This is a genomic window from Pseudomonas sp. MWU349, from assembly GCF_017947325.1.
Taxonomy (GTDB): domain Bacteria; phylum Pseudomonadota; class Gammaproteobacteria; order Pseudomonadales; family Pseudomonadaceae; genus Aquipseudomonas; species Aquipseudomonas protegens.
This window is the reverse complement of the sequence record NZ_JAFEVP010000002.1, coordinates 1,009,786-1,032,445: the sequence shown is the minus strand read 5'-3', so window position 1 is coordinate 1,032,445 and position 22,660 is coordinate 1,009,786. Positions and strand designations below refer to the sequence as shown.

General features: G+C 64.5%; 19 protein-coding genes. 9 read left to right on the top strand and 10 right to left on the bottom strand.

Annotated features, from left to right (window positions below; all coding sequences use genetic code 11):
* Positions 1-130: 130 nt before the first annotated feature.
* Genes KCG88_RS12055 through KCG88_RS12045 form a run of 3 tightly spaced genes read left to right on the top strand, consistent with a single transcriptional unit; the run spans position 131 to position 3,696 of the window.
* Positions 131-790 (top strand): paraquat-inducible protein A, encoded by a 660-nt coding sequence (locus KCG88_RS12055; protein ID WP_041119907.1) that lies wholly within the window; start codon positions 131-133, stop codon positions 788-790.
* A complete protein-coding gene (locus KCG88_RS12050; protein WP_210712428.1) occupies positions 777-1,400 on the top strand; it encodes a paraquat-inducible protein A in 624 nt (207 codons plus the stop codon). Before KCG88_RS12055 ends, KCG88_RS12050 begins: the two co-directional genes overlap by 14 nt.
* Complete coding sequence (locus tag KCG88_RS12045) at positions 1,393-3,696, top strand: MlaD family protein (protein WP_210712427.1); 2,304 nt, start codon at positions 1,393-1,395, stop codon at positions 3,694-3,696. The genes KCG88_RS12050 and KCG88_RS12045 overlap by 8 nt, the downstream gene beginning before the upstream one ends.
* A 155-nt stretch (positions 3,697-3,851) precedes the next feature.
* Here the strand turns inward: KCG88_RS12045 and mksF are convergent, their stop codons facing one another.
* Genes mksF through mksB form a run of 3 tightly spaced genes read right to left on the bottom strand, consistent with a single transcriptional unit; the run spans position 3,852 to position 8,660 of the window.
* Positions 3,852-6,689: an Mks condensin complex protein MksF gene (mksF, locus tag KCG88_RS12040; RefSeq protein WP_011063483.1), complete on the bottom strand. Its 2,838-nt coding sequence runs from the start codon at positions 6,687-6,689 to the stop codon at positions 3,852-3,854.
* On the bottom strand, positions 6,686-7,393 hold the full coding sequence (mksE, locus tag KCG88_RS12035; protein WP_047285462.1) for an Mks condensin complex protein MksE: 708 nt from the start codon (positions 7,391-7,393) through the stop codon (positions 6,686-6,688). Before mksE ends, mksF begins: the two co-directional genes overlap by 4 nt.
* Positions 7,383-8,660, bottom strand: coding sequence for an Mks condensin complex protein MksB (gene mksB, locus KCG88_RS12030; protein WP_041120711.1), 1,278 nt, complete (start codon positions 8,658-8,660; stop codon positions 7,383-7,385). Before mksB ends, mksE begins: the two co-directional genes overlap by 11 nt.
* Positions 8,661-8,839: 179 nt before the next feature.
* Here mksB and KCG88_RS12025 point away from each other — a divergent pair, with 179 nt between their 5' ends.
* Complete coding sequence (locus KCG88_RS12025; protein ID WP_210712426.1) at positions 8,840-9,640, top strand: energy transducer TonB; 801 nt, start codon at positions 8,840-8,842, stop codon at positions 9,638-9,640.
* Positions 9,637-10,089, top strand: a complete 453-nt coding sequence (gene rimI / locus KCG88_RS12020) for a ribosomal protein S18-alanine N-acetyltransferase (protein ID WP_047285456.1) — start codon at positions 9,637-9,639, stop codon at positions 10,087-10,089. Before KCG88_RS12025 ends, rimI begins: the two co-directional genes overlap by 4 nt.
* Positions 10,090-10,227: 138 nt before the next feature.
* Here the strand turns inward: rimI and KCG88_RS12015 are convergent, their stop codons facing one another.
* The gene (locus KCG88_RS12015) at positions 10,228-10,560 is read right to left on the bottom strand and encodes a hypothetical protein (RefSeq protein ID WP_047285454.1); all 333 of its coding nucleotides are present in this window, start codon (positions 10,558-10,560) and stop codon (positions 10,228-10,230) included.
* A gap of 155 nt (positions 10,561-10,715) precedes the next feature.
* Here KCG88_RS12015 and can point away from each other — a divergent pair, with 155 nt between their 5' ends.
* Positions 10,716-11,360, top strand: coding sequence for a carbonate dehydratase (can, locus tag KCG88_RS12010; RefSeq protein WP_011063477.1), 645 nt, complete (start codon positions 10,716-10,718; stop codon positions 11,358-11,360).
* A gap of 114 nt (positions 11,361-11,474) precedes the next feature.
* Here the strand turns inward: can and KCG88_RS12005 are convergent, their stop codons facing one another.
* The 5 genes from KCG88_RS12005 to KCG88_RS11985 all read right to left on the bottom strand — a co-directional run bounded on the left by KCG88_RS12005 (position 11,475) and on the right by KCG88_RS11985 (position 19,692).
* Positions 11,475-12,644: a hypothetical protein gene (locus KCG88_RS12005; protein ID WP_210712425.1), complete on the bottom strand. Its 1,170-nt coding sequence runs from the start codon at positions 12,642-12,644 to the stop codon at positions 11,475-11,477.
* 116 nt (positions 12,645-12,760) lie between these two features.
* A complete protein-coding gene (locus tag KCG88_RS12000; protein ID WP_047337817.1) occupies positions 12,761-14,482 on the bottom strand; it encodes a J domain-containing protein in 1,722 nt (573 codons plus the stop codon).
* An 11-nt stretch (positions 14,483-14,493) separates the two neighbouring features.
* A complete protein-coding gene (locus KCG88_RS11995) occupies positions 14,494-16,191 on the bottom strand; it encodes a molecular chaperone HscC (RefSeq protein ID WP_210712424.1) in 1,698 nt (565 codons plus the stop codon).
* A 192-nt stretch (positions 16,192-16,383) separates the two neighbouring features.
* Positions 16,384-18,087: an acid phosphatase gene (locus tag KCG88_RS11990; protein WP_210712423.1), complete on the bottom strand. Its 1,704-nt coding sequence runs from the start codon at positions 18,085-18,087 to the stop codon at positions 16,384-16,386.
* Between the two features lie 186 nt (positions 18,088-18,273).
* Positions 18,274-19,692 carry a TIGR00366 family protein gene (locus KCG88_RS11985; protein ID WP_210712422.1) on the bottom strand — a complete coding sequence of 473 codons (1,419 nt, stop codon included), beginning with the start codon at positions 19,690-19,692 and terminating at the stop codon, positions 18,274-18,276.
* A gap of 115 nt (positions 19,693-19,807) precedes the next feature.
* On the opposite strand from KCG88_RS11985, the gene KCG88_RS11980 reads away from it, so the two are divergent.
* From KCG88_RS11980 to KCG88_RS11970, 3 genes are all read left to right on the top strand, one after another.
* A complete protein-coding gene (locus tag KCG88_RS11980) occupies positions 19,808-20,065 on the top strand; it encodes a Pathogenicity locus (protein WP_047285445.1) in 258 nt (85 codons plus the stop codon).
* Positions 20,066-20,135: 70 nt separating this feature from the next.
* The gene (locus tag KCG88_RS11975) at positions 20,136-21,464 is read left to right on the top strand and encodes an MFS transporter (protein WP_047337814.1); all 1,329 of its coding nucleotides are present in this window, start codon (positions 20,136-20,138) and stop codon (positions 21,462-21,464) included.
* A 169-nt stretch (positions 21,465-21,633) separates the two neighbouring features.
* Positions 21,634-22,152, top strand: coding sequence for a hypothetical protein (locus KCG88_RS11970; RefSeq protein ID WP_210712421.1), 519 nt, complete (start codon positions 21,634-21,636; stop codon positions 22,150-22,152).
* A gap of 72 nt (positions 22,153-22,224) precedes the next feature.
* On the opposite strand, the gene KCG88_RS11965 is transcribed toward KCG88_RS11970, so the two are convergent.
* Positions 22,225-22,641: a lysozyme inhibitor LprI family protein gene (locus KCG88_RS11965; protein ID WP_047285439.1), complete on the bottom strand. Its 417-nt coding sequence runs from the start codon at positions 22,639-22,641 to the stop codon at positions 22,225-22,227.
* Positions 22,642-22,660 lie beyond the last annotated feature (19 nt).

Here is a 22,660-nt window from a genome sequence, read left to right as displayed (position 1 = left end):
GGCAGTGCAGGCAGTTGGGGTTTTGTTTTTGCGTGCAAAAAATTTGCTCTTATTCGCAAACAAATTTGCACAGTTATTTTCGGATTGGAACACTAGAATAACCGTTAATTTTTCACTCCCTGAGCCCTCTATGCCAGATCCGGTTGACGCCCCCGGGTTGTCAGAATTACCACTGGACGACCTGGTTGCTTGCCATGAATGCGACTTGCTGATGCGCAAGCCCAAGCTCGCCCTCGGTGAGAAAGCCCAGTGCCCGCGTTGTGGCTATGAGCTCTACGCGCACCGGCACAATGTGGTCGAACGCAGCCTGGCCCTGGTGATCGCGGCCTTGTTGCTCTATGTGCCGGCGAACTTTCTACCCATCATGCAGCTCAATCTACTGGGACAGTCTTCCGAGGACACGGTCTGGAGCGGTGTGCAGGGGCTGTTCGACACGGGGATGGAAGGCGTGGCGGTGGTGGTGTTCCTGTGCAGCATGGGCATTCCCCTGCTCAAGTTGATTTGCCAGCTATTAGTCCTGCTGAGTATTCGTTGGGACATCGGCCGCAGTTATGGCCTGCTGCTCTATCGCATTTATCACCATCTGCGCGACTGGGGCATGCTCGAGGTCTACCTGATGGGGGTGCTGGTGGCCATCGTCAAGTTGGCCGACATGGCATCCATTACCGTGGGCCTGGGCCTGGTGTGTTTTATCAGTCTGTTGTTGGTGCAGGTCTGGCTGGAGGTGGTGATGTCGCCTCACCAGATCTGGCAAGCGTTATCGGGAGAGGACATACATGCGGGCGATTGAGGCAGGCATTCTGATCTGTACTGAATGCCACGAGTTGAATCGGCAGGAGGCTGACAGCGAAGAGCAGGCCTGCACTCGCTGCGGGGCCATGGTTCATCCTCGTCGCCCCAACAGCATACTGCGCACCTGGGCGTTGCTGCTCACCGCCGCGATCCTCTACATCCCGGCCAACGTGCTGCCGATCATGACCGTCAGTTCCCTGGGCCAGGGTGACCCCAGCACCATCATGTCCGGGGTCATCCAGCTGGTGCAGCACGGCATGTTTCCCATCGCTGCGGTGGTGTTCGTCGCCAGTATCCTGGTGCCCACCTTCAAGCTGGTGGGCATTGCCCTATTGTTGTTTTCGGTGCAGCGTCACCAGCCGCTCTCGGCCCGACAGCGGATCATCATGTACCGCTTTATCGAGTTCATCGGCCGCTGGTCGATGCTGGATATCTTTGTCATCGCCATTCTGGTGGCGGTGGTCAACTTTGGCCGGCTGGCCAGCATCGAGGCCAATCTCGGTGCGGTCGCCTTTGCCAGCGTGGTGATTCTGACCATGCTGGCTGCAGTAACTTTCGATCCCCGACTGATCTGGGATAACACGGAGTCGGACGACGACCATGAGTGATTTGCCTACCGCCAAAACCCGCCCGGCTTCCAACTGGTCGGCTATCTGGGTATTGCCCCTGATTGCCCTGATCATCGGCGGGTGGCTGGGCTGGCGTGCCTACAGCCAGACCGGTATCGAGATCCAATTGCGCTTTGAAAGCGGCGAGGGGATCCAGGCCAACAAGACTGAAGTGGTCTACAAGGGCATGCCTGTAGGTAAGGTCAAGACCCTGGCTCTGGACGATGAGGGCAACTCCAAGGGAGTGATTGCCACGGTCGAGATGAACAAGGAGGTCGAGCAGTACCTGAAGACCAACACCCGCTTCTGGCTGGTCAAGCCCAGCGTCAGCCTGGCCGGGATCACCGGCCTGGAAACCCTGGTCTCGGGCAACTACATCGCCGTCAGCCCCGGGGATGGCGAGCCGAGTCGCAAGTTCAAGGCCCTGGCCGAGGAGCCTCCTTTATCCGATGCCAAACCGGGCCTGCACCTGACGATCAAGGCCGAGCGCCTGGGGTCGCTTAACCGCGGCAGCCCGGTGTTCTACAAGCAGATCCAGGTTGGTCAGATCAAGAGCTTCCTGCTCTCCGAAGACCAGAACACGGTAGAGCTCAAGGTCTATATCGAGCCCACCTATGCCAATCTGGTGCGCAAACACACACGTTTCTGGAACGCCAGCGGCATCAGCATCGACGCCAACCTGTCCGGGGTAAAAGTACGCAGCGAGTCCCTGTCCAGCATCGTCGCCGGGGGGATCGCATTCGCCACGCCAGAGAATCGCAAGGACAGCCCGCCCACCGACCCAAGCCTGCCGTTCCGTCTGTATGAGGACTTCGACGCTGCCCAGGCCGGGATCCGGGTCAAGGTCAAGCTCACCGATTTCGAAGGCCTGCAGGCCGGGCGCACCCCCGTGATGTACAAGGGCATCCAGGTGGGTAGCCTCAAGGCCCTGAAGGTCGACTCCGACCTGAGCAGCGCCACTGCCGAGCTGACTCTCGATCCCCTGGCCGAGGATTACCTGGTCCAGGGCACCCAGTTCTGGACCGTCAAGCCTTCGATCTCCCTGGCCGGCATCACCGGTCTTGAGGCCCTGGTCAAGGGTAACTACATCGCTATCCGCCCCGGTGACAAGGGCGCCGCGCCCCAGCGCGAGTTCGAGGCCCGGGCCAAGGCCCCGCCCCTGGACCTGCGTGCCCCCGGCCTGCACATGGTGCTGTTCACCGACAACCTGGGGTCCCTGGATGTCGGCAGCCCGATTCTCTATAAGCAGGTCAAGGTCGGGTCGGTGCAGAGCTACCAGTTCTCCCACACCCGTAAGCAACTGGTGATCGGCGTCCACATCGAGAAGGAATATGAAGGCCTGGTCAACGGTTCGACGCGCTTCTGGAACGTCAGTGGCATCACCCTGACCGGGGGCCTGGCCGGTGGTATTCAGATCAAGAGCGAGTCGCTGCAAAGCCTGATGGCGGGAGGCATCGCCTTCGAGACCCCGCTGCCCAACGTGCCGCTGAAAAAGCGCATCCCACGTTTCCGCCTGTTCGCCAATCAGGAGGAGGCAGCGCAGCGTGGCACCCTGGTGAACATCAAGGTAGATCGCGCCGACGGCTTGCGGGCCGGCACGCCGGTACGCTTCAAGGGCCTGGACGTGGGCAAGCTGGAAGAAGTGACCCTCAGCGCCGACCTGCAATCGGTCATGCTCAAGGCGCGGATCACCGAAGTGCCCGAGCGCATCGCCCGGGTCGGCAGCCAGTTCTGGGTGGTCAAGCCGGAGTTGGGCCTGATGAAGACCTCGAATCTGGAAACCCTGGTCACTGGCCAATACATCGAGGTCCAGCCTGCGACGAAGAGCCAGGGCGTGCAGACCAGTTTTGTCGCCTTGCCGCAACCGCCGGAAGCCAGCGTTCAGGAAGCCGGTCTGAGCCTGGTGTTGAGCGCTGCTCGGCGTGGCTCGCTGAAAGTCGGAGTGCCAGTAACCTACCGCGAAGTGGCGGTGGGCAAGGTGACCGGTTACGAGCTGGGCCAGACGGCCGATCGGGTACTGATCCACATCCTCATCGAACCCAAGTACGCACCGCTGGTTCGCAGTGGTACGCGCTTCTGGAACAGCAGTGGATTTGGTGTCGACTTCGGCCTGTTCAAAGGGGCGACGGTGCGTACCGAATCCCTGGAGACCCTGATCCAGGGGGGGATTGCCTTCGCGACGCCGGATGGCGAGCGTATGGGCAACCCGGCGCGGCCTCAGCAGACCTTCCCGTTGTTCGACAAGTTCGAAGAGGAATGGCTGACCTGGGCACCGAAGATCCCCTTGGGCAAATAACCTTCTTGTAGGAGCGGGCTTACCGGCGAAGAGGCCCTCAGCCCTGCGTCGCGCCAGGGGGCGCCTTCGCGGGCATGCCAGCTCCTACAAAAGCTATCCCATAAAAAAGGCCGCGCTCGGAAGAGCGCGGCCTTTTTCGTTGCAGCCTTACGAAATCAGACTTCGTCCAGCTCCGCCTCCGGTTCTGCGTTCAGCACGGCCTTGACCTGATCGTGACGACGGATGAACTTCCAGTCGGCCTCGTCGATGTAGATGCCGTTCGGTCCGCTGCCACCTTCCAGGTCGATGGCCACCTGGGCCGACACCTGGGGCTTTACACTGGCCAGGATCGGTACGAAGCCCAGTTGCAGGCTGGTTTCCAGCAGCGCCGCCTGGTTGCGTTCGTCGATGTCCGCCGCCTCGTCGAGGTAGTAGGGCAGGCGGATGCGCCCGGCCTGGTCACGGTCCATCAAGTGCAGCAACAGGTACATGTTGGTCAGCGCCTTGATGGTCATGGTGGTGCCGTTGGACGCTGCGCCATCGATATCGGTGTGGATCACCGGCTGGCCGTTGACCTTGGTGATCTCGAACGCCAGCTCGAACAGGTCCTTGAGGCCCAGCTGGTTGTGGTTGGCCGCCACCAGCCGCGCCAGGTATTCCTTGGCTTCTTCGTTCTTGTTGTCCTGCTCGGCGCTCTGGCTCAGGTCGAACACCGACAGGGTCTCGCCTTCTTCGTATTGCCCGGCGCTATGGATGATCTGGTCGATGTGCTTGAGGGCTTCCTTGTTCGGCGCCAGGACGATACGGAAGCTCTGCAGGTTGGACACCTGGCGCTTGTTGATCTCGCGGTTGAACAGCGCCAGCTGGTGTTCCAGGCTGTCGTAGTCACTGCGGATATTGCGCAGGGTCCGGGCGATATCGGTGACCGCGGCGCGGCGCGCCTTGCCCAGGGTCAGGGCTTCGTCGGTGCGGTGGGCATAGGCGTTGATCAGCAGCTGCAGGCGCCGCTCTACGTCATCCTCGCTGTCGAACTTGGCCACGCCCTTGAGGCGCACCTGGGCATACAGCGCCTCGATCTGCCCGTCGACCCGCTGCAAGCCCTGCCAGCTGTCCTGGTAGTCGTTGAGCAGTGGCAGCAGGTTGTCCATGGAATCGTCCACCGGGTCCATGAACGGCGTGCCGAAGGGCAGGTCTGCCGGCAGCAACTGACGGCGACGCAGAGCGTCGTCCAGGGTGCGCTGCTTGGCTTCCATGTCGGCGATCTGCCGGCCCACCAGTTGCAACTTGGCGGACAACTGCTGGACGCGCTCGGTGAAGGCGTCGCTGGAGCGCTTGAGTTCGTCCTGGGCGGCTTCCATCTGTGCCAGTTGCTCCAGCTTCTCGCCTTCCTCGGCGCTCAGGGTCTGGGCGCGGCGGAAGTCTTCCAGGGCCTTCTGGGCATCCAATACCTGCTGGTACAGGGCTTCGGTCTGGGTCTTGCTGGCGGCGCGGTCGGCGGCCACGGCGGCTTGGGTCTTGAGCTGCTTGAGCTCCTTTTCCAGGCGTTCTTTCTGATCCCGCAGGGCGGCGCGGTCGGCCAGGGCCTGCAAGGCTGGCGGTTCGATGTGGGAGATGTCGATCGACAGCCCCGGCACTTCGAAACGCTCGCCCTTGAAGCCGTCGAGGATCAGCTCCACCGACTTCACCCACTCGCCGTTGTCGTCCAAGGCAATGCCATGCTCGCCCAGGGGCAGGCTGAACAGCGCGCTGTTGAACAGGCGCATCAGGCGCTCCACGTCCTGCTGGGAGAACTCCTCGCGCAGGCGGGCGTAGCTGTTGTTGTCGGCGTGATCGAGCTGCTGCTTGACCGACTTCAGGCGTTTTTCCAGATCCCGCAGGCGCTCTTCCAGGTCTTCGGCGGAGAACTGCCGGGACTGGGCCAGGGCGCCGGCCAGCTCGTCGTGGGCATCCTTGGCCGCCAGCAGTTGCTGTTCCAGGACCTTGACGTCATCCACCAGGGCGAAGCGGTGCTTGAGCACCGACAGCTCGCCGAGCCAGCGCTGGGTGCCGGTGATTTCCCGTTCCAGGCGCATCATTTCCTGGGTGCTGCTGCGTTGGTCGTTCTGCAGCGCGTCCTGCTCGTTGCGGTAGTGCTCGGCCTGGATGGTCAGCTCTTCCTTGCGCGCGCCGGCGTAGTCCGACCAGGTGCCCAGCAGCGAATCCAGCAGCGGCGACAGGCGATGCAGCTTGCCCCGCAGAATGTCGCGCTGCTTCACGCCATTGGCCAGGGCCTCTACCAGAGGGCCGGCGGCCACCAGGGAGTTGTAGTCCTGCTCCATGCGCCGCACATCGCGGAAGGCTTCGTCGCAGGCGGCGATGTAGTCGACGCTGCCGGAGCGCAGGCTGTGCTCGAAAGCGTCGAGGAACAGCTGCTTGAGTTTGGCTGCGGTGATCTCGCGCATGTGCAGCAGGTTGATGAACAGCGCGCGGAAGGTCTTCAGGCTCTGCTCGCTGGTGGAGCGCAGCGGGATCAGGGTCAGGTCCAGGGGGATCGACGTATGGCCGCCCACCAGCAGGCGCCGCAGTTCATCGGGCTTGAGCTCATAGGCCTTGAGGCCCTGGCGCTCCAGGTTGGTGAACAGCTCTTTCTGCCGCAGGCAGGTGTCGTCTTTCTGGTAATGTGCCAGGTCCAGCTGGCCGGCGTAGGCGAAGAACTGGTGGCCGAAACCGCCACCAGGGCCGCGCCCGACCACGCCGATCACATGGGGGCCGTGGGGCAGCGAGACCTCCACCAGGATGTAGCTGGTGTCGGAGGCGAAGTAGAAGCGCCGGGACTGCTCCAGGCTGTACTTGCCGAAGCTCATGTCCGACATGCGCGCCAGGATCGGGAATTGCAGGGCGTTGATCGACGCCGACTTGCCCAGGTTGTTGGCCCCGTACACTGACAGCGGCTCTTCCAGGGGGAACAGGCCGAGGCTGTAGCCGGCGGTGTTCAGTAGGGCAAAGCGGCGGATGCCGTAGCGTTCCTTGCTCATGCGTCGAGCTCCTGTTCTTCGGCGATGGCTCGGGCCAGCGCGTCTTCTTCACTTTCTTCGGACTCGTCGAATTCGCTCAGGTCCAGCGGGTCATCGGTCTGCAGCAGTTTCTCGTCGCTGTCGTCGTCCACCAGCACCGGGGTCGGCAGCGGCAGCACGCTGTGCAGGCTGGCGGCCAGATCGCGGTCCTGCTGGACCGACAGGCAGACATCGAGGAAACGGTGCATCGGCGGCAGGAAGCGGTAGATCCCCGGCTCCTCGGCGGCAAAACCCAGCTGGGTCATGCGGCGCATGATCTTTTCTTCCAGCTCTTCCTGGGTCTGCACTTCGGCCTGGATGAACAGGTCGCGGTATTTTTCCAGCAGCGACGGCAGTTCGTCGCGGCCCAGGCTGCCGCCGTCGAGCACGGCGATCGGGTCGCGGCCCTGGTCGGCCAGGTGCTCCACCAGGATGAAGGTGAACAGCGCCAGGCGCTGGGCGGTCTTGTTCACCTGGGCGGCGGCGTTGTCCGGCACGAAGTAGTAGAAGCCGCGGGTATCGCACACCAGCTCGAAGCCCAGGGCCTTGAACAGGGTGCGGTACTGGTCCTGGAAATTCGACAGTTGGGCGTACAGCTCCGGATCGCGGCGGCTGACGTGGTAACCCTTGAACAGCTCGCGGAAGATCGGCGCCAGCTGGGACAGTTCGGAAAGATCAAGATGCATTGGCGTTGCTCGCAGAATGCTCGGCGGCGTCATCGCGGGCCGAGAGCAGGGCGAAGGAGCGCAGGCTGACCTGGTGCTCCTGGGTGTGGTAGTCGCGGCGTTCGAGGCGTTCGCGCTTGAAGCGTTTTTCCCGCGACAGGCGCGAGAACCAGTACAGCAGTTCGTCGGTGGCGCCATCGGGCTCCTGGTCCAGCAGCCAGCTCATCAGGTCTGGCATCGGCAGGGCGTCTTCGCAGCGCTCGAGCATTTCCCGGACGGTGCGCGGTGCCTTGGGGGCCACGCCCTTGTGGGTCTTGTGGGCCTTGGGGAAGCGCGCAGGCTTGGGTTCGAAGCGGGCCAGGGCGTAGACATAGGCCTCCACCTGGCCGGAGCTGCCGAGGAAGGTGCTTTGCGGACGGGTGAACATCGGCATGGCGGCCTGGGGCACGGCGTCGATGCCCTTGCGGCGGATGGCCGACAGGGCCAGGGCCGCGCCGCGGGTCACGGCGTTGTGACGGCGCGCCTCCTCACGCAGCGGCAGCAGCAGTTCCCGGGCATGGCGCAGTGTCAGCTGGGCGCTGGTCTGCATTTCCAGGATCCGCGCGTGGGTGCGCAGCAGCATGTCGTCGTCCACCAGGTGGCCCAGGCGCTGCTGTTCGGTGAGCATGCGCAGCAGGACGTTCTCCACCTTGCGCACGCCCTGTTCGAAGGCGCCGTCGGCGTTCACCAGCTGGATCATCGGTTCAACGTATTCGTCCCAGGTGGCCAGCACTTCGGCATAGCGCTGGCGCAGGGGGATCTGCCGGTCGCTGGTCTTGGCCCGCTCGGCCACGGCCACCAGGGCCTGTTCGTCGTTGGCGAGCTTCTTCAGGACATCGCGCACGCGCATGTCCAGCAGCCGCAGCTGGCGCGCCAGGTCGTTGCCGTCGCGCACGTCGAAGGCGTCCTGGATGTAACCGGCCAGGCGCTCGAGGTGGCGCAGGTAGGCTTCGATTTCCAGGCACAGGCCCAGGCGGTGCTCACGGCGCAGGTAGGCGAGGAAGTCGTGGATCTGCGCATTGAGCTCGAAACGGTTCGGGCTTTTCGCCACCGGGACCAGGATGTCCAGGCGTATCCATACATCCAGCAGGTGGGTGATGTCCTGGGGCGTGCTGTCCAGTTGTTGGGCAGACAGCTGTGAACGCAGTTCGGCAAGACTCAGGGTGCCTTGGTCGAAGTGCTCGCACAGCGGCTCCAGAAGTGCCCAGTGTTCGGCGAGGGCGCGCAAGACGCGCTTGGGTTCGATCATCGGAATGGCCGGCTGGTTGGCAATGAAAAGCGGCGATTGTACTGCATCAGGGGGCTGACGATTCACCCCCAGGTCCAGGTATGAGACGGACAGTCGCTTTTGTGCGCAATCAACTGCGGGCGATCTTCGGCGAAGGACGGTAGAATCCCCCACCTCAGTTATCCACAAGTGGCCGACCTTTGCTTATCGAGTCCCGTCGTCGCGCTTATCTGTCCGCCATGCAGGTGGTCAGTTGGCTGCCGCGCAGCGAATTGCCCTTTGCCGCCCCTTCGCGCCCCGAGTTGCTGGCCCTGCCGGAACCGGAGGTGGAGGCGCCGCCTGCCCCTGTGGTCGAGGCCAAGGCCCCCGCGGCGCCGGCGGCAAGGAACGTCGAACGGCCGAAGATCGAGGTGCCGCGCCCCTCCACCGCCCCTGCGCGCCCAGCCAGCAAGGCGCCGATCGAGGGCGAAGAGGCCCCGGCCCCGGTGGTCAAGGCCCCGGTGGTACCGCCGCCGCGTTTTGCCCTGCAGTTGCTGCGGGCCGGCCGTTGCCTGCTGCTGGTGGAGTTACCCACAGGCGAAGCCTTCCAGAGCCGCGACCCGGCCTACCTGTTGCTCAAGGACATGCTGCGCGCCGCCGGCCTGCCGGACAGCCCGCAGATCCTCGCCGAGCCGGTGCGCTGGCCGATGCTGACCCGGGGCAACCTGGACCAGGGCCCCGAGGCTGCGCGGGATTTCGTCCAGGCCTTTGTCGGCGTGCGGATCGAGCAGGAACCCTGTGTCTGCCTGTGGCTGATCGGCCTGCCGGCGGTGCGATTTGCTGGCGAGGCGAATGCCGAATCCTACAACCGCGAACTCCAGGTCGAAGGCCTGGGTTCGGCCTGGGCCCTGCCTGGCCTGGAACTCTTGATGGAAGAGCCACAGCGTAAGGCTGATGTCTGGCAAGCCATGCGTCGCTTGATGACGCGCTGGAAAAGCACTGATGAGCACAATGACCAATGAGTGACGCGCTGACCTTCCGCCTGGCCACCGAAGCGGACCTGGATGCCATCCTGAAAATCGAATATGCGGCGTTCAGCCACCCCTGGACCCGGGGCATTTTCATGGATGCCTTCAAGTCCTACGAGGTCTGGCTGATGTTCGAAGGCAGCCAGCAAGTGGGCCACGGGGTGATCCAGGTGATCATCGACGAAGCGCATCTGCTGAACATCACCGTCAAGCCGGAAAGCCAGGGCCGCGGCCTGGGCCTGCGGCTGCTGGAAGAGCTGATGAAGCGCGCCTACCAGAAGGACGCCCGGGAGTGTTTCCTGGAAGTGCGCTCCAGCAACCAGACCGCCTATCGGCTGTACGAGCGTTATGGCTTCAATGAAGTAGGGCGCCGCCGCGACTACTACCCGGCGGTAGGCGGTCGCGAAGACGCCCTGGTCATGGCCTGTACGCTGGTCGACTGAGCCTTTGACCGCGCGCTGGCCGATGTTGGCGCTGGCTTGCCAGCGAAGGCGCCACTTGGGGCGATGCACGGCTTGAGGGCTTCTTCGCCGGCAAGCCGGCTCCTACGGGAGCGCGCGTCATCGAATGCGGTGCAGGGCTCAGGGCTTGCCGTCCAGCGGGTCGCGGCGGGCCAGTTCGGCTTCATCCAGGCCACTGCCGCCACCAATGTTCTCTTCTTCGACAATACTCAGGTCCCAGTCGGCCGGTTTGTCGGCACCGGCCTCATGGGCAGAGCGGGCGCCGTCTTCGCGGATCAGGGTTTGCGGGCTCAGGTCATCATCGCTTGCGCCGTCGTCCGTGACACGGTTGCTGGCGCGGGCGGCGGGTTCGTCGTCATCGAAATGCAGCTCCTCCATGGAGCCCATGCGGTCCTGATCGTCGTCGATGGGTTCGGGCTGGGGGGCGTTGTAGGGGCGTCGTGATTCGTTCATGGCGATTACTCATACTTCTGGACTGGATAAAGGGTGGACCCTTGCACGCCCCTGAAGATTCCCCCGTAAGGGATGGCCGGTATCTGTAGCAATAGGCGTGACCTCGACGGACGGCCGTCTGTCAAACCTGCGCATCATTCTTGAGGCCTCACAGCATGAACGAACTACAAGATCTGATTGATAACAACGAGCGTTGGGCCGAAGCGATCAAGCAGGAAGATCCGGACTTCTTCTCCAAGCTGGCCCGCCAGCAGACCCCGGAATACCTGTGGATCGGCTGTTCGGACGCGCGGGTGCCAGCCAACGAGATCGTCGGCATGCTGCCGGGCGATCTGTTCGTGCACCGCAACGTGGCCAACGTGGTGCTGCACACCGACCTCAATTGCCTGTCGGTGATCCAGTACGCGGTGGATGTGCTCAAGGTCAAGCACATCCTGGTTACCGGCCACTACGGCTGTGGCGGCGTGCGCGCCTCTATGCAGGATCGCCAGCTGGGCCTGATCGACGGTTGGCTGCGTTCGATCCGCGACCTGTACTACGAGCACCGTGAAGCGCTGGGGCAGTTGCCCACGGAAGAAGAGCGGGTGGACCGCCTGTGCGAACTGAACGTGATCCAGCAGGTGGCCAACGTCGGCCATACCAGCATCGTGCAGAACGCCTGGCATCGCGGGCAGAGCCTGTCGATCCACGGTTGCATCTACGGCATCAAGGACGGTCGCTGGAAGAGCCTGAACGCCACCATCAGCGGTTTCGAGCAGTTGCCGCCGCAGTATCGGCTGCGTCCGGTGGGCGCGGTCTGATCGTCGCTGGCCGCAGGCGGCGATAGGGCGCTGGGCCTGCGGGCTCTGTCAGAGCACCGCGACCCTGCGGGTCGATCGCAGCCTGCGGCAGCGGCTACAGGTTGAGGGGCCGGCTCAGAGGTGCGGTACCTCGGTGCTTGGCGCCGGTGCCGGGGCCTTGAGCTGGTTGAGCTGGGTCTTGACCGGTGCACTGGTGCATTTGGCCACGGCTTCCTGCTCGCTCAGCTTGCGCACCGAGGTGTAGAACAGCTCGCAGGTCTGCACTTTCTGCGTCACCTGCCAGGTCTGGGTGCAACTGCTGAGCAGGGTGCTCGGGTCCGTCCCCGGCTTGCTGCCCATGCCGGCCTGCCAGCAGGCCGCGCTCAGGTCCTGGCCCATCACTTTCAACCCCGCGGCATCGGCCTTGGCCTGGTCATTGTCGTAGTTCGCCGGGTCTGCCGCGTACCAGATGTAGCTCGGGTGGTTGGAGCCCAGCACTGGCACCTTGACCCCCTCGCTGGGGCTGATCTGCGCCAGGCCCAGCACATTCACCGTGACCCCGTACTGCTGCTTGAGCCAATTGCGCACCGGTGCGCCGAAGGCCACCATCGGCAGGGTCGCGCCGCTGGCGTTCTGGCTGACCTGCTTGACCATGTTGGTCTGGTAGCTGTTGAAGTAGCTGTAGACCCCCTCCAGGTCCTTGCCGGCGCTCGATGGCGCAGCAATCGGCGCGATGTCGACGATGGTCTGGTAGGCCGGGGTCTGCTCGGCGGCGATGCCGTTGGCCGTCAACAGGGTTGCCCAGCGGTCGGTGGTGGCCGACTCCAGATAGTCCTGGGCCTGGGTCAATGAATAGTCCGGCGGGAAGTGCAGCAGCTCGACGCTCTTGCGGTTTTCCAGGGCCATGCCCAGGGGCAGGAACAGGTACCAGCTGTAGGCCCATTTGCCATCGGCATTGAGCTGGCTGGCGCCCTTGTAGGCCAGGTCGCCGGCATCCAGCAGGGCACTCAGGGGCTTTTCGTAGCCGTCCGGCACACCGCTGATGGAGGCCAGGACCTTGTCGCCGCTGGTCTTGACGCTGACTTTTGCAGCGCTGTAGCCGTCACGCTGCACGCTCTGGGTCAGGTAGTGAGCCACCGTCTCCTCCAGGGTCCAGTTGCGATAGCAGATCACGTTGCAGTTGTTGGGGTAGGCGAAGAGTTGGGTGACGCGCTGGGGGCTGCCCAGGTCGACTTCGACATCGGCCATGACGTTGCTGCTTAGCGCCGCCGCCAGGGCCAGGGTGATTCCTGCGAATTTGAACATGCTCAGATCCTTTTCAGCGTGAACCCCTTCGAAGGGGGGCAGGACATACTGAAACAGCACCGAGCGGAGAAACAGCCGGGAGTGAAAAAATATCCATTGCCCCGGCTGCGCAGGGTTCAACCAGGCATGAGGCGCGTCCAGGGAAACCCCGGGGCATGGAGCTGACAGACCCGGATGACTACGATCATGACGACCAGATAGACCGGCTGCCAGGGGCTGAAGTGATTCCAGTGCAAGGCGCCCAGCCAGGGGCTGCGGGCACAGAAATCCGGGTCCGGCTGGCCGATGCGCCGCGAATGCAGCAGGCCGATCAGCACAAAGCCCAGGTAGGCCAGTATCCCCAGGGCTCCCAGCCAATAGCCGAACAGGCCCAGCATGACCGCTTGCGGCACCCCGTGGCGCAGCACCAGCCAGTGCTGGTGCGGATTCAGGCGCTTGGGCACCAGGCGCTCGCTCAACCACAGGTCGATGGCCAGCAGGCGGGCGATCGCAGGGGCCCAGGTGTTAAGCAGGGTCAGCCCGAAAATCGCCAGCACACCCCCACAGAACAGCCCCATCATCACAGCAAGTTCTTTGCCGTGTTGGGGCTTGTTCATGAAGTACAGGCTCAGGGCCAACCCCATGGCGACCCCTGACCTGATCCAGCTGTCCACGCCCTGCGGACGCGGCATCAGGTTCTGCCAGAAAAACACATCGCTGCGAGGCAGCCGCTCCAGCAGCGCCGGGAAACGCGAGGCTAGGGTCTGCGACAGCTCCATGCAGGCCTGCCAATGTTCGTCTTCGAAGTGCCGGGTCAGGGCGACCTGACGACGTCGGGGCATGGGGTTCAGCAGCAGGCGAGCCGCGGCAACGTCCGGCGTCGCTTCGCCGGGTTCCCCGGCGTTGGCCAGCAGCCTCTGATAGAAGGCCTCCTGCTGGCAGCGCTCGATCAGCGACTGCCAGAGCCACGCCGGTTCAGGGGTGTTGCCACGGCTTTCGTCCCAGCCGAACAACTGGCATACCCGATCGAACAAGGGTACCTGCCAGGCTTGCTGCTGCAGTAACTGCAGCATTTCATGCTGCCAGTTCTGGCGATGATCGAAGATCCGCAGCCAGGGTTGTGCACAGTAGCTCGTCAGGCGTTCGAGGAAGGCCCGCTCCTGGCCGGCTTGCAGCAACGCTTCCAGCGTCCGGCGGTATTCCTGCAACAGCGTCTTGACCAGGAGTGCCTCTTGCCAGGCCTCCATGGGCGGTTGTTGCCAGGGTGTCAGCCAGTCCAGATGCTCGGCGGCCCAGCCGATGATCGCGGCGTATTGCTCGGGGTGGGCGCAGCACGCCACCAGCAGGCGCTGCAGGAAATCGTCCTCGCAGCCCTGTTGCCGAGCCTGTTGCCAGCGCTCTGGCAGGTTCTCGACGTTCAGCCCCTTGAGCAGCGGCAATGCGCTAGTGGCTGGAGCGGGTAGGGGGGCGGGATCCTGCGGGGTGGGCGGGACCCAGTCCGCCAGCGGTTCGACGGACAGCGGTACGTCTTCACGCAGGCTGTCCCCTTGCTGGGCCTGGGAAGCGCCCCTCGGCGTTGGCAGCGGGGCGGTCGCGCCCATCTCTATCAGGCCCGACCAGGCCTGCAGGTTGTCCGGGGGCGGTGCCTTCGTGGAGGCGGCCTGGATCACCGCGACTTCATCCGCGATCTCTTCCCGCCAGCGGGCCAGTTGCAGCGCCCGCTCATAGGCTTCACGCAGGCGCTGGAAGCCTTCGGCATCCTCGTCCGGACGGGTGATCTTCAACTGCCGGGCATAGCTGCGCTTGATGCTGCGTTCGTCGGCGTCCTCGGGCAACTCCAGCAGGGCCCAGCAATCCATGTTGCCGCTCCTCAGTGCCAGTGGCCGTTTTCAAGGTGTTGCAGTTGTTCACTGAGCTGGCTGCGCACTTCGCGGATCTTGCGCTCGTCCTGGGTTTCCAGCACTTGCTGGAATTGCCCGGCCCAATAGCCGATCTGTTCGCGCAACTCCCCCAGGCTTTCCTGATACAGGCGTTCCAGTCGGGCGCTGAGCAGCGTGTTGACCTGCTGGTCGCGGGGGTGAACCTTCAATTGCGCCAGGGCCTTGAGCCGCTCCTGGATTTCTTCCGGGGTCAGCACGCCGGGGTTGTTTTCGATCACCAGGGAATGGCTTTCCCCGGTCAGCGGGATGCTCACCTGGGCTTCCAGCAAACCGTTGATGTCGTAGGTGAAGCGCACGTCCAGCGAGACTTCGCCGGCGGGGCGCTTGGGCACGCGCATTTCCAGCTGGCCCAAGGCGACGTTGTCGCGTACCAGGCGGCTTTCGCCCTGGAAGATCTTCAGCAGCACCTGCTCCTGGTTGTCATGCAGGGTTTGCACGGTCTTGACCCGGCTCACCGGCACCACGCTGTTGCGCTCGATGATCGGCAGGTAGTGCCCGCTCTCGATCTGGTTGCCGTATTGCTGGGAGGTCTCGATCCCCAGGGTGTAGGAGCAGACATCGGTCAACACCACTTCTTCCAGGGCCGCCGAGCGTGCCTTGAGGGCCGCCTGGACCGCCGCGCCCTGGGCCACCACCTGGTCGGGGTCGAGGCTGATGGAGGGAAAGCGCCCGAACAGCCCGGCCGCCAGCTTGCGCACCAGGGGCATGCGGGTGGCGCCGCCCACCAGGAGGATTTCATCCAGGTCGCTGACGCGGATCCGTGCATCGCGCAGGGCGCGTTCGATGGGCGCCCGCAGGCGTTCCAGCAGCGGCGCATAGAGGCTGGCCAGTTGCGCCTGGGTGATGGTCTGGGCCCATTGCCGGCCATCGACCCGCAGGCTGAATTCGGCGCTGGGCTCCTGGCCGAGGGCGCGGCGCACGCGCTCGGCTTCCCGGCGCAGGGCCTGGAGCACGCTCTGGCGTTCGGGAAAGCCCGCGGCCTGGGCCTGTTGCTCGAGGAAGTGTTCCAGCAGCAGGTTGTCGAAGTCCTCGCCGCCGAGGAAGTTGTCGCCGGCGCTGGCGCGGACTTCCATGACTCCGTCGAACAGCTCCAGGATCGACACGTCGAAGGTGCCGCCACCGAGGTCGAAGACCAGGAACGAGGTTTCCCGGTCGCGCTGGTGCAGGCCGTAGGCCAGGGCTGCGGCGGTAGGTTCGTTGATCAGTTTTTCCACCTTGAGCCCGGCCAGTTCGCCGGCAATCCGCGTGGCCTTGCGCTGGGCATCGCTGAAGTAGGCCGGCACGCTGATCACCGCTTCTTCCACCGGTTCGCCATAGGCCCGCTCAACGTCTTCCTTGAGGCTCTTGAGCACCAGGGCCGAGAGTTCTTCGGGGCGGTAGGTCCGTTCCCCCAGGCGCACTTCGGTGGCGCTGCCCATGTAGCGCTTGAACAGCGCCGTGGTGAGCTGCGGATGCGTGTGCAGGCGCTCCCTGGCGGCTTGCCCCACCAGGATCCGGCCTTCGTCGTCCAGGCCCACCACGCTGGGGGTGAGCAGGTCGCCCAGGGCATTGGGCACCAGCTCGCTGGCGGTGTCGCGCCAGACCGCGACCAGGCTGTTGGTGGTCCCCAGGTCGATACCTACGATCATGACGACGAACTCCCTTTCCAATCGGAAAACAGATGAAACAATTAGGTGGCGCGCAGGATATTACCCGCCGGGTGGATGGGTAAAGTGGGTGATGTTATATGGCTATCATTTGTGCCGGTGCCGCAGAACCGAAGCCGGGCTCGGGTTTCGGTTCTGCGGTGGCAGGTGGGCCCGTTGCGGGCCCGGCCGGGGTCAGGCCGTGAAGTGCAGGGCGTTGGTCAGGTCGCCCATGGGTTTCTGGCCCCGGGCGATCATGGCCTGGTCTCGTTCCTTGATGCCGTCCAGGGTTTCCAGCTGGAACACCCGGGTGATCAGCCGCAGGATCGAGGCGGTGTCGTAGACCGTGTGGTCCACCGTGCCCTTGCGGGCGAACGGCGATACCACCAGCGCCGGAATCCGCGTGCCCGGGCCCCAACGGTCGCCCTGGGGCGGTGCCACGTGGTCCCACCAGCCGCCGTTTTCGTCAACGGTGACGATCACCACCATGTTTTTCCACTGCGGGCTTTCTCGCAGCACTTTCAATGCCCGGTCGATATGCCGGTCGCCGGCGGCCACATCGGCATAGCCGGCGTGCAGGTTGAGGTTGCCCTGGGGCTTGTAGAAGGTCACCGCCGGCAGCTTGCCGGCCTCGGCATCGGCGAAGAACTTGTTGGTGCTCGACTCATCGCCCAGGCCGCCGTCGCGCAGGCGCTTGGCCCGTTCGGCGGGGTTTTCCGGGCCCTGGCGCACGAAGTAGTTGAAGGGCTGGTGGTGGTACTGGAAGTTGGGGATCTTGGGAATCCCGCCGGAATCCTTGAACTGCTCCAGGGTCGCCTGCCAGGCGCCGCCGTACCAGGCCCAGTCGACGTTCTTCTTCGACAGCTTGTCGCCGATGTGTTCGTGGGTTTGAGGCACCAGTACGCTGGGCAGGTCCGGCTTGGCGTAGTCCGGGCGCTCCGGGTCGCGGATCCAGGTCGGCCAGTAGGGCGGGGCCATGGTATTGACCGCGTAACCGTCCGGGGTCAGGGCGCTGGGGCCGAACTGCGGGGCGCCGTCCATGGCACTGGCCGGGGACTTGTCCAGGGGCTTGAGGCGGGTGCCCTTGGGGTCGTCGCCCTGCAAGGTGGCGATCTGCGACTTGGCCACCGAGTTGGCGGCATCGGGGTAGAACGGCACCTTGGCGCTGATCAGGTACTGGTGGTTGAGGAACGAGCCACCGAATGCCCCCTGGAAGAAGTTGTCGCAGAGCACGAACTCCCGAGCCACGTCCCACAGGCGCAGGGAGTAGCGGGTCTGGGCGTAGTGGCCCATGGTCAGGGCGCCGGAGTCGGCCCAGGCCACGAAGCTGTCGTTCTTGCCGCCGTTGATCTGCATCTGGTTCTGGTAGAACACGTGCCACAGGTCGCGGGTTACCAGGCCCAGGGGCAGGTCCTCGCCACTGGGGCCCTTGAGGGCGAAGGGGGCATTGGGCAGGTTTTCCTGGAACTGGGTTTCCACCGGGTAGGTGATGCCGTCCAGGGTCTGCGGGCCCACCTGGAGAATGCCGCCCCAGATCGGCGGCAGTTTCTGCAACAGGTTGCCGTCGCGGTCGCGCTGCTGGAAGTCTTCGGGCTTGAGGGCCGAGAGCGGTTTCTCCACCCCGGGAAAGTTGGCGAACAGGTTGTTGAAGCTGCGGTTTTCGGCGAACAGTACCACTACATTCTTCACCTGCTCCTGCAGCGCCTTGTCCAGTTCGGCCGGGGACAAGGGGCGTTCCACCGGCGGTTTGTCCCCTGGTTCGCCGGGCTGGCCGCAGGCGCTCAGGGTGGCGCCAACCCCCAGAACCGCAACGCCGCCTAGGAAGCGGCGGCGGCTGGTATCGGCAGGCTGGTCGGTGGCGGATTCGGGGGTGTCGCGCAGGTCGGTATCGTCGCTCATGTCGGCTCCTTGCTCGGCTCTCTGAGGATTCGTTACAAAGTATTTCGGTCGCACGGTAACAACCGAATATGACGCAAAGGCTACAGGAATGCGGCACGGCCTGGCTGTCTGGGCCTTGGATAAATCTGCGATTGGGCCGGCGGGTCGTTATCCACAGGCCCGCTGTGCAGCGGGCCTGTGGCTCTGTCAGGGAATGACCGGCGGCAGGTAGGACAGGGTGGTTCCCAGGGCCCAGAGCAGCACCAGCACCAGGGGCGCATGCACCAGCAACTGGACAAAGGAGAAGCCGATCAGGTCCCGGGCCTTCAAGCCCAGCACCCCCAGCAGCGGCAGCATGTAGAAGGGGTTGATCAGGTTCGGCAGGGCCTCGGCGGCGTTGTAGATCTGTACCGCCCAGCCCAGGTGGTACTGCAGGTCATTGGCCACCTGCATCACGTAGGGCGCCTCGATGATCCACTTGCCGCCGCCCGAAGGAATGAAGAAACCCAGCACCGCCGAGTACAGCCCCATCAGCAGCGCGTAGGTGTCGTGGGAAGCAATCTGCACGAAGAAGGTCGAGATGTGGTGGGCCAGGGTCTGGCCGTCCACGCCCTTGACCACGGTCATCAGCGCGGCGATCGAACCGTACAGCGGGAACTGGATCAGCACCCCGGTGGTGGTGGGCACTGCCCGGGCCACGGCATCGAGGAAGCTGCGCGGGCGCCAGTGCAGCAGGGCGCCGGCCATCAGGAACAGGAAGTTGTAGGTGTTGAGCCCGGAGATCGCGGTGATCGCCGGTTTGGTGGCGAACTCGTGATACAGCCAGCCGGCCGCCAGCAGCGCCAGGAGCAGGGTCAGCAGCGGGCTGTATTCCAGCCATTCGCCAGGGCGGGTCCGGGGTTGCGGCTTGGGCATGCTGAAGCTCGGGTCGACCCCGCAGGCCTGGGCATCCCGGGCGCTGCCGGGGCCGGGCGCCGTGGCGTAGGCGACGATCAGCGAGACCACCACCAGGGCCAGCAGCAGGACGCCGGATTGCCAGAGAAAGATGGTCTGGGTGAAGGGAATGACCCCGGTGATGGCCAGGATCGACGGTGGCAGGCTGCCGGGGTTGGCCTGCAACTGCGCGGCCGAGGATGACAGCCCCAGGGCCCAGACCGCGCCCAGGCCCAGGTAGGCGGCTGCGCCCGCGGCGCGGTAGTCCATGCGCAGTTCGGTACGCCGGGCCAGGGCCCGCACCAGCAGGCCACCGAACACCAGGGACAGGCCCCAGTTGAGCAGGGAGGCGAGCATGGAAATCAGCGCCACCCAGGCCACCGCCGAGCGGCCATTCCCGGGAATGCGCGCCAGCTTGTCGATCAGCTTCACCGCCGGCGGCGAGCTGGCGACCACATAGCCGCCAATGACCACGAAGGCCATCTGCATGGTGAAGGGGATCAGGCTCCAGAAGCCGTCGCCAAACGCCATGGCGGCATCGGTGGGCTTGGCGCCCATGGCCAGGGTGGCCAGGGCAACGATGATCACCGCCAGCGCGGCGAACACCCAGGAGTCGGGAAACCAGCGTTCGGCCCAGTTCGAGCAGCGCAGGGCGAAGCGGGCGGAGCGGCTATCTTGAATATCAGCGGCCACGTGAGTACCTCAAATTTCTTATGTTTATAAGGAGGTCGGCCGCCCCAGGCAGAGGCGGCCGAGAACTGTGCAAGAATGCGGCAATTGCCACGGACTGCAAAGGATCTCAACGCCCATGCCATTTTCCCCCGAAGAACGCGCCGCACTGCTCAAGGTCAAGGGTGTCGGCCCGACGGTGGTCGCGCGCCTGGAACAACTGGGCATCACTTCCCTGGCCCAGCTGGCCGCCGCCGATGCCCTGCACATCGTCACCCAGGCCTCGGCCCTGGTGGGTTCCAGTTGCTGGAAGAACAGCCCCCAGGCCCGCGCCGCGATCCAGGCGGCCATTTCCATGGCCAAGGGCGCGCCCATTGCCCAGGTCGCCAACGACTGATGGTTGTTCCTCGGGACGATTGCATAGACCATGTGCAGCCTTGCTGATTGTCCCCCTTCGAGTTGCTTTTATGACCCCTTCCACTGAGTCGTCGCCGGCGCGCTTTTCCCGCTCCGACTACAAGACCCTGGGCCTGGCCGCCCTGGGCGGTGCCCTGGAAATCTACGACTTCATCATCTTCGTATTTTTCGCCCTGACCCTGAGCCAGCTGTTCTTTCCCCCGGAAATGCCCGAATGGCTGCGCCTGCTGCAGAGCTTCGGGATCTTCGTCACCGGCTACCTGGCCCGGCCCCTGGGCGGCATCCTCATGGCCCATTTCGCCGACCGCCTGGGGCGCAAGAAGGTCTTCAGCCTGAGCATCCTGATGATGGCGCTGCCCTGCCTGCTGATCGGCATCATGCCGACCTATGCCCAGATCGGTTATTTCGCGCCCTTGCTGCTGCTGGCGCTGCGGGTGCTGCAAGGTGCCGCCGTGGGCGGTGAAGTGCCCAGCGCCTGGGTGTTCGTCGCCGAGCACGCGCCGCGGGCCCATCGCGGTTATGCCTTGGGCTTTCTCCAGGCCGGGCTGACCTTCGGCTACTTGCTGGGCGCCCTGACCGCGACCCTGCTGGCGCGGGTCTTCAGCCCCGAGGAAATACTCGACCACGCCTGGCGCTATCCCTTCCTGCTGGGCGGCGTGTTCGGCGTGATCGGCGTCTGGCTGCGCCGCTGGTTGAGCGAAACCCCGGTGTTCGTGGCGCTGCAGCACCAGCGCGATGCCGCCGCCGAACTGCCCCTGCGCACCGTGCTGCGCGAACACCGGCTGGCGATCCTGCCGGCGCTGATCCTCACCTGCGTGCTGACCTCGGCGGTGGTGGTGTTCGTGGTCATCACCCCGACCATGATGCAAAAAAGCTTCGGCATGAGCGCCAGCCACACCTTTGCCCTGAGCAGCCTGGGGATTGTCTTTCTCAACATCGGTTGCGTGCTGGCGGGGCTGATCGTCGACCGCCTTGGCGCCTGGCGCACGGTGATGCTCTATAGCCTGCTGCTGCCCCTGGGCATCGCCGTGCTCTATGGCTGCCTGATCAGCGGCGGCGCCTGGATCGGCCTGGCCTATGCCATCGCCGGCCTGGGCTGCGGCGTGGTGGGGGCGGTGCCGTCGGTAATGGTGGGCCTGTTTCCGGCGCGGATTCGCGTGTCGGGGATCTCCTTCACCTACAACATCGCCTATGCCCTCTGGGCCAGTACCACGCCGTTGCTGCTGATCGCCCTGATGCCCTGGAGCCCCTGGATCTGTGTGATCTACTGCGCAGTGATGGGCGCGGTGGGGATGGTCAGCGCCGGTTACTTCGGCGGCCGCGTGGGTGAGGAAGGGCCTGCGGCAGCCAGAGAAAGCTGCATGGCTGATCAACGCTAGGCGTTTTCTTGGGCTTGCTGCGATTCAGCGAAGCGGCGAGCTAGAGCCTTCACCAAAACGCCTCTTGATCCCGCGTGAAACCGGGCTGAAAAAAGGGCTTTCAGCCCCCGGTTTTTTCCCGCTAATCTCCCGGAACGCGCGGCCTGCGCTTGGGTTTGCGGGAGCTGTCTTGATTCGTTCGACGCTGTGTTCCTTGCGAAATTTCTCCGCCTTGGCGCCACTGTTACAAGTGGCGCTGATGAGCTTCGTGCTGGGGTTGGTGTTTGCCCTGATCCAGGCCTGGACCTGCACGCAACTGGACTACGGTCTGGAGGGCGCCAGCCCCGACAGCTTGCGCGCCCGGGTGATCGCCGTGGAGGCCGGGGTACTGCTGGTGGAGGAACTCGACACCGGGGAGCGCCAACACTTGCGCCTGAACCGCGAACTGACCCGGCTCCAGCTGCCACTCGCTCAACTGCCGGGGCAAACCCTGGTACTCAGCCACCTGCGGGGGTACCTGCTCAGTTGCAGCCGCGACGATCAACCCGGGTGCAGCGCCCTGTGTTCCAGCGCCGCAGAGTGCCAGCAGCGCCTGCGCCAAGGCGACTCCTGTGTTGGCATGCTGGGCTTTGCCTGGTTCGTCAGCCTGATCTGCGGGCTGCTGCATGGCCTGGGGCATCGACCGTTCCGGCAGCGAGCGGGCTCCTGAGGCCGCGTTCGCGGGCAAGCCTGCTCCAGCAGGGGCTCCGGCTTGCCGGCGAGGAGGCCCCCGAGCCTGCTGTCATTCAGGCAGCAGTTGTTCCAGATAGCGGGTGCGTTCGGTGCTCAGGCGGGTCACGCAGAGGTTGATCAGGGTCACATGGGCCGGCTTGCCCGGTTCCACTTCGAAGGCCTCCAGCACACAGGTGCTGTCGCGGTATTTGATCCAGGCGCGTTGGGCGTTCTTCAATTTGCCGAGGTATTCCTGTTCTTGCAGCAGGCTGCGGGGGTACAGGTTGTGCACCCGGACCAGCAGCGCCTGATAGCTCTGGTTGAGTGCGGCGTCGGCCCGCTCCTTGTCCTGCTGGGCGCAGCGGTCGACCTGTTCGCTGACGCTGATGTGCTCGCAATCCAGCGCTGCGGCCTGGGCAGGTGCCCAACCCGCGGCGCCTGCAAGCACGGCGATGACGAGGCCAAAGATCCAGGGCTGATAAGGCATGTCGGTCCCTTGCGCTGAG